The organism is Henriciella sp. (assembly GCF_049649345.1).
GTDB lineage: Bacteria > Pseudomonadota > Alphaproteobacteria > Caulobacterales > Hyphomonadaceae > Henriciella.
Genome location: NZ_JBARZC010000255.1, coordinates 1 through 5993 on the forward strand (window position 1 = coordinate 1; position 5993 = coordinate 5993).

The following is a 5993-nucleotide window of genomic DNA, read 5'->3' on the forward strand; positions in this document are numbered from 1 at the left end:
GGGACGAGCAACGGTCCGGAAAGCCACGAAATCCAGCCTGCAAGGGCGAGCCAGGGGCCGAAGGCGAGCGCTGTCGACCCGCTCAAACGTTCCTTGCTGAGCATCGAGGCGGCAAGCGCAGCGGCCAATCCTGACAGCGACGCGATGAGAAGAATGTCGGGAAGCTGCATCCAGCCTGTCCATAGGCCGAGGGCGCCGAGAAGTTTCGCGTCTCCACGGCCGAGCCCCTCTCGTCCGCGGGTCTGGCGGTAAAACGTTTCGACCAGGAAGAGCAAACCGAAGCCTGCCAGTCCGCCGATCAGATGCTCTGGCCAGACGCTGCGCGCATGAAGGACAATCATTCCCCCGCCCAGGGCGGCGAGCAGCAGGTTCAGCCCATCTGGCAGGATAAAACTGCGCCAGTCGATTGCGGCAAGGGCCAGCAGCGTCCAGCCCATCAGGCAGGAGAGGATGTAAGTGCCTTCCGGCGCAAACAGATAGGCTGTGACCGGCACGGCAAGGGCCAGGATTTCGCAGGCCGCGTAGAAGGCGGAGATCGTCGCCCCGCAGCTGCGACAGCGCCCGCGCAGAGCGATCCAGCTGATCACGGGCACCAGCTCGAACCAGCGCAGCGTCGTGGCGCAATTCCTGCACGCAGACCGTTTAGCGAGCCACGGTTCGCCCTCGGGCCAGCGAAACGCCAGCAGCCCGATGAAGGAGCCGATAAAGGGGCCAGCCAGGATGAAGAAGAGATCGACAGGTGACACGTTCAAGACAGCTCTTTTGATTTCCGCTCTTCCCCTGATGCGCGCAGTCGCTTGGCGCGGGGCCTAAAAATTCGTACACTTTCGCCGTTGAGGGGACCAAGGAATATCATCATGTCGAGCAAGAATCGTTCCGCCGCCGTGCAGGCAGGCTTCAGCCTTATGGAGCTGTTGGTGGCGCTGGTCATACTGGCGCTGATCATGGGGGTCGTCGGACCGCGGGTCATCGGTTATCTCAGCCGGGCAAAATCGCAGACGGCAGACGTCCAGATCGAAAATATCAAGGCATCGCTGGATATGTTCCTGCTCGATGTCGGTCGCTATCCGACAGAGGAAGAAGGCCTGGCCGCGCTGATCGAGCCGCAACAGACCGCAGCAGGCTGGTCCGGTCCGTATATGGATGATGAGAGCGTGCCGACAGACCCCTGGGGCCAGCCGTATCATTATGAAGTGGTACGCGGCAGCATGACGCCGAAAGTCTATACGTTCGGCCGGGACAATGCTGAAGGCGGCGAGGGCGAGGATGCCGATATCGGCATCTGATAGCGGCCGGTTGACGCGCCTCACAACCTTTATGGCGTGAGCACGGTGCCCGGAAAACCACAGCCTGGAATTTCAGCGTCGGACTCAAAATCGCCCTCGAGCACGGGCGCGATGTCGAGCCGCAGCAGGCGCGGCGCCGAATAGGTCGTGATGTCGCCGACGATTTCTGCATCGAGCACGTAATAGCCGCCGCCACTCGCCATGGCCGAGGCGCGCACACGGATGGCGCCTTTGCGGTTTCTTGTTTTTTCCGAACTGACCGCGCGCAGATGGCTGCGGGACGTCATGCGTCCGGAGCGCACCACGCCAGGCTGGCGTTCGGTGACCGGCACGTTGAGGGCGGCATAGGCGGTCTGGACTACCGGATTGAGCAGTTCGTCTGCGGTCGGGCTGGCCGCGCCATGCGTCGTGATATGGGGCAGGGCGGCGTGATAGAGCCAGACAGGAACACCGGGGATAGAGGCAAGCTCTGCGACATGGCCGATCGCATCATTGCGGGGCCCGTTTGCATAGCCCGCACGCTGATAGGCGAGAGCTTCGCCGCCATGCGGCCTCGGCGTGCTGTCGGGATCGCGATAGTCAGCGATGTAAGCGGCGGCCGTCTGCGCCGTCGAGCGATCCGCGCCAAGCGCGGAGAACAGGTTCTCCAGAAGTTCTTCCCGGGCAAGATTGAGATCGATGCGCGTTGATGTCGGCGCGATGTCGAGCCGCAAGAGGCCCGTTTCGGCACGGCAGAGATGGGTGCCGGTCTCGACACGATCATCGCCGTCCCGCCAGAGCGTTGTGCCATAGCGAAGTCCGCCTTCGGCGAGTGCCTTTGCGATGACGATGCCGCGATAGTGGCGCGCATCTGCATTGTCGAGAGAGGCATCGCGCGCAGCAGAGGCGGCAAACACAGCCATCAGGCCGACAGCCCAGATGACCAGGATGAGGGCGGCCCCGCGCTCGCGCTTGCGCGAAGGCGGGGGCCGCCTCGTCATCATGAGGGTTTGTTGACCTGCAGGCTGCCAAACGGCACGAAGTGCGCGAGCGGAATACCGTTTTCGCCGACCGTCTCACCCATCGCGACAGGCTTCACCGTCTCGATAGGCGCGGCTGGCGCGGGCAGGGCGGAATAGGCATCGGCCGGCGCGTAGTCCTGGACCTTGGGCACTTCGATGAAGAACGTATCCTCGATCGACTTCATCCGGCTGCGAAGATCGTCGGTGACGAGGATCGCATCTTCGGCATTCTTGATGACGCGCGGCGTGATCAGCACCAGAAGTTCTGTGCGGGTCGTCGCCTGGGTGGTCGTGCTGAAGGCTGCGCCGAGGAGCGGCAGGTCGCCGAGCAGCGGAACCTTGCTCTTGCTGTCCGAGATGCGCTCGCGGATAAGGCCGCCAAGCGCGATGCTTTCGCCGTCATTCACGGCCACCGATGTCGAGATGCGGCGCTGCTGGATGGTTGGCGAATCGATGCCGGACGACTGGGTCGCGACGACGTCAGAGACTTCCTGATCGATATCGAGGATGACGAGGCCGCCATCATTCACGCGCGGTGTGACGTTCAGGATGATGCCCGTGTCGCGCAGCGAGACGGAGTTGACGATCGGCGCGTCCGGATTGGACACGCTGACGGCCGACTGGGTCACGATCGGAACCTGGTCGCCGACCTGCAGGGTCGCTGTGCGGTTGTCGAGCACCATCAGGGATGGCGCAGACAGGATTTTGACATCTGTGACACCGGCCACAGCTGAAAGAGCGGCGCGGCCATCCTGGCCTGAGAACAGGACAGAGAAGCCGGGAAATTGTTGAGCGACAGCGCCGGAACCGACATCGCTGAAGGCGACATCGAACTCGCCCGACTGGAAGAACCATGTCAGGCCGTATGAGAGGTCGTCGCCAAGCGTGACTTCTGCAATCGTCGCCTCGAGGACCACCTGGTTCGGGGTCGTATCGAGACGCGACACAGCGCCTTCGACGAGGCCGAATTGCTCAGGCGTCGCAAGCACGACAAGCGCATTGTTGGCGTCGTCCGCAAACAGGCGAAGCTCGCCCGGTCCGGTCGAACCGGTGCTGCGGGTGTTGCTGCCCGGAAGGTCCTCAAGGCCGTCCGGTGAGGCGGAGCTTTCGACAAGCGGGATTTCGCCGGGGCGAAGGCCCATATTTTCAGTGGCGCTCGACGATGAGCCGGTTTCGCCTGCAAGAGTGTCGCGTAGAATGCCGGCGACTTCGGTTGCGGCGCGGTTCTGGATCGGGATCACATAGAAGCGCTGGGCGGCCTGTCCGCCGGAGCGGTCGAGCCGGGAAATCCAGGCTTTCGCGTCGGCGAGGTATTCAGGCTGCGGGCTGACGGTGAGAACCGTGTTCAGCCGCTCGATCGGGACGAAGCGGACAACGCCGGAAAGCGCGCCTGCTGCATCGGTCGCGAAGATTGCCTCGAGGTCTTCGACGATCTGTGTGGCAGACGTGTACTGGACCGGCGTCGAGCTGAACGACATGCCTTCCATCCAGTTGACGTCGAACATGTTGACCATGTCGATCATGCCATTGAGGCTTCGCGAGTCGCCGCGCATGATCAGCATGTTGCGGTCTTCGTCGATATCGACGGTGACGCCGGAGGTTGAGGATTCCGAAAAGAGTTTCGCCATCGATGCGGCGGAGACAAAGCTTAGCGGCACGACGCGGACGCTGCCATCGCCGGTCTCGACACTGGCGCGGCCGGACGGCACGACCCGATAGAAGCCTTCTTCGGCGACCAGGGTGGCGCCTTGCGAGGCGAGCGCGCTGGAGAGAAGCCGCACTGCTGTGGTTTCGTTGACGGGACGGGCGGTCTGGATCGTGACCGTCCCGGTCAAGGACGACTCAATCACATAATTGACTTCTAGAATCTGGCCGAGGATCTGCTGGACGGCGGTGTTTGCATCCACATTGACGAGGTTGAGCGTGATGTCGCCCGCGCTCGCCAGGCCGCCGGCGGCCAGGGCTGGCGAATTGCCGAACCTGCCCGCGCCGATCTGTTCGAATTCGAGAGGAGGCTGGCCCTGCTGATCGGCTGTACCTGTGCCATTTCGGACCCCGGTGCCGGCTGTGCCTGTGTCCGCGCGCAAACCCTCTTCGACCAGGATCGGGTAGGCGGTGTCGCGGTCAGGAACCACGTTGGGTCGAGGGGCCGACGCGCACCCTGCGAGAGCCAGGGCGACGAGCGATACGCTCATCGAGAGGGCAGATTTCTTTTTCACACGCTGCAGGACCGGTACTAACATGCTCAACTCTCCGTAAAACCTCAGGTCTTCGGCAGCCTACGGGTCGAGCGAAGGATGCAGGGCAAGGCTGATATTCTGGCTCCCATCCGTTAGCACGACGCCATCATCGGAAACCTGTTTCAGTGTCCACCCAGCCAGGGTTTCCCCTGTCTTTAGCCAGACCGGCTGACCGCCAATCATCTCGACATATGCACGTGATGTGCCACCCCGGCGGATGACGCCTTTCAGCTGGATATGGCTCGCATTGGTGGGTTCTGGCGCAAAGCTCGGATCGTCCTCAGCCCCGCCCAGCATCGGCCGGCGATCCTTATGGAAAAGCGGGCGCGGGGCGAGTGTGACTTCGCTGATCTGGCGGTTGGCTTCCGCGGGCGGGCGCGGCGCATCAATCGTGGCAACGACGACGGGATCCTTGATCGAACTCGGCGTCGTATTGCCCGTCGACAGCATGGTCAGGCCGAGGATAAGACCGCCGCAGACGACAGCCGCGACGGCGGTGACCAGAAGGGTCGATCCACGAACGAATTCCATAGCGCTCTACTCCCCCGTGCGCGCGAATGCGAAGATGTCCATCCGCACTTGCAATTCGGGTGCCTCACCGGCGCTGGTCGCGCGCCGGCTGCTGGCTGATATCTGAATGTCGGCTTCGCGCACGAACAGGTAAGGCATCGAGTTCTCGACGGACATGATCGCGCGCTCAAGCTGTTCGCTATTGGCCATGTAGACAACGCGAACGCCGACCATGCGCATTTCGCCGGCTTCGTCTGCAGGCAGGATTTGCGAGCTGCGCACATCGGCGCCGGCATTGAGCAGCGCCTTGCGGACCAGCGATTGCAGTCCTGCAGCCGCCTGCGTGTCGGAGGAGGCGCGCAATGTGCCGCGCTCAAGCCGCTCATCGCGGTTGATGACCGCTGCGGCTGCGACGATGTCGCTTTCCGACGCGATCACGCCTTGCCATTTGACGAGATTTGACTGGGCCTTGTCGATGCGGGTCTGCTGGGTCGAAAAGGCATTCGCTACAGGCTGCACGATCAGGAAGAAGGTCGCTGCCAGTGCGGCGAGGAGGAGGCTTGTTGCAAGCAGGCGCTGTTTGCCTCGAGAGAGCGCGTAGACGTTCATCCCCGGTCCTCCATCAGTGCCATGCTCTGCGCCTCGTCGGCGCCTTTGAACTGGACTTCGATGCGGAAGCGCTCTGCTTCATGGCGCCGGTCGGTGACGACCGAGGCGGAAAAGCGCGCGCTGGAAATCTTCGGTGAGGATTCGAGCACGCTGATCAGCTTTTCCGATTCCTGGGTCAGCCCGATGAGGGAGAAGGAATTGCCCGAATAAGTCAGCCCTTCGAGCCATGCTTCATCGCCGAGCGTGTCGGTGACGGCGCTATAGGCGGCGGCAAAGCGGCCCGGATTGGCCGTCTGCGTGGTGATCTGCTGGATGGCGGCGACACCGGCCTGGGCCTCGGCCTGAAG

7 protein-coding genes are annotated in these 5993 nt (G+C 62.9%); 1 reads left to right on the forward strand and 6 read right to left on the reverse strand.

Annotated features, from left to right (window positions below; all coding sequences use genetic code 11):
- Positions 1–746: prepilin peptidase (locus tag WA989_RS06560; protein WP_424339710.1), on the reverse strand; the 746-nt coding region annotated here is incomplete at its 3' end.
- Positions 747–857: 111 nt separating this feature from the next.
- Here WA989_RS06560 and gspG point away from each other — a divergent pair.
- On the forward strand, positions 858–1286 hold the full coding sequence (gene gspG, locus WA989_RS06565; RefSeq protein ID WP_424339704.1) for a type II secretion system major pseudopilin GspG: 429 nt from the start codon (positions 858–860) through the stop codon (positions 1284–1286).
- Positions 1287–1315: 29 nt separating this feature from the next.
- Here gspG and WA989_RS06570 read toward each other — a convergent pair whose 3' ends face one another.
- From WA989_RS06570 to WA989_RS06590, 5 genes are all read right to left on the reverse strand, one after another.
- Positions 1316–2269 carry a general secretion pathway protein GspK gene (locus WA989_RS06570; protein WP_424339705.1) on the reverse strand — a complete coding sequence of 318 codons (954 nt, stop codon included), beginning with the start codon at positions 2267–2269 and terminating at the stop codon, positions 1316–1318.
- Positions 2266–4530, reverse strand: a complete 2265-nt coding sequence (gene gspD, locus WA989_RS06575; RefSeq protein ID WP_424339706.1) for a type II secretion system secretin GspD — start codon at positions 4528–4530, stop codon at positions 2266–2268. Before gspD ends, WA989_RS06570 begins: the two co-directional genes overlap by 4 nt.
- A gap of 36 nt (positions 4531–4566) precedes the next feature.
- Positions 4567–5058: a hypothetical protein gene (locus WA989_RS06580; protein ID WP_424339707.1), complete on the reverse strand. Its 492-nt coding sequence runs from the start codon at positions 5056–5058 to the stop codon at positions 4567–4569.
- Positions 5059–5064: 6 nt separating this feature from the next.
- Positions 5065–5646, reverse strand: a complete 582-nt coding sequence (gene gspM, locus WA989_RS06585; protein ID WP_424339708.1) for a type II secretion system protein GspM — start codon at positions 5644–5646, stop codon at positions 5065–5067.
- On the reverse strand, positions 5643–5993 hold a 351-nt coding region (locus WA989_RS06590; protein WP_424339709.1), incomplete at its 5' end, for a PilN domain-containing protein. The genes WA989_RS06590 and gspM, both read right to left, overlap by 4 nt.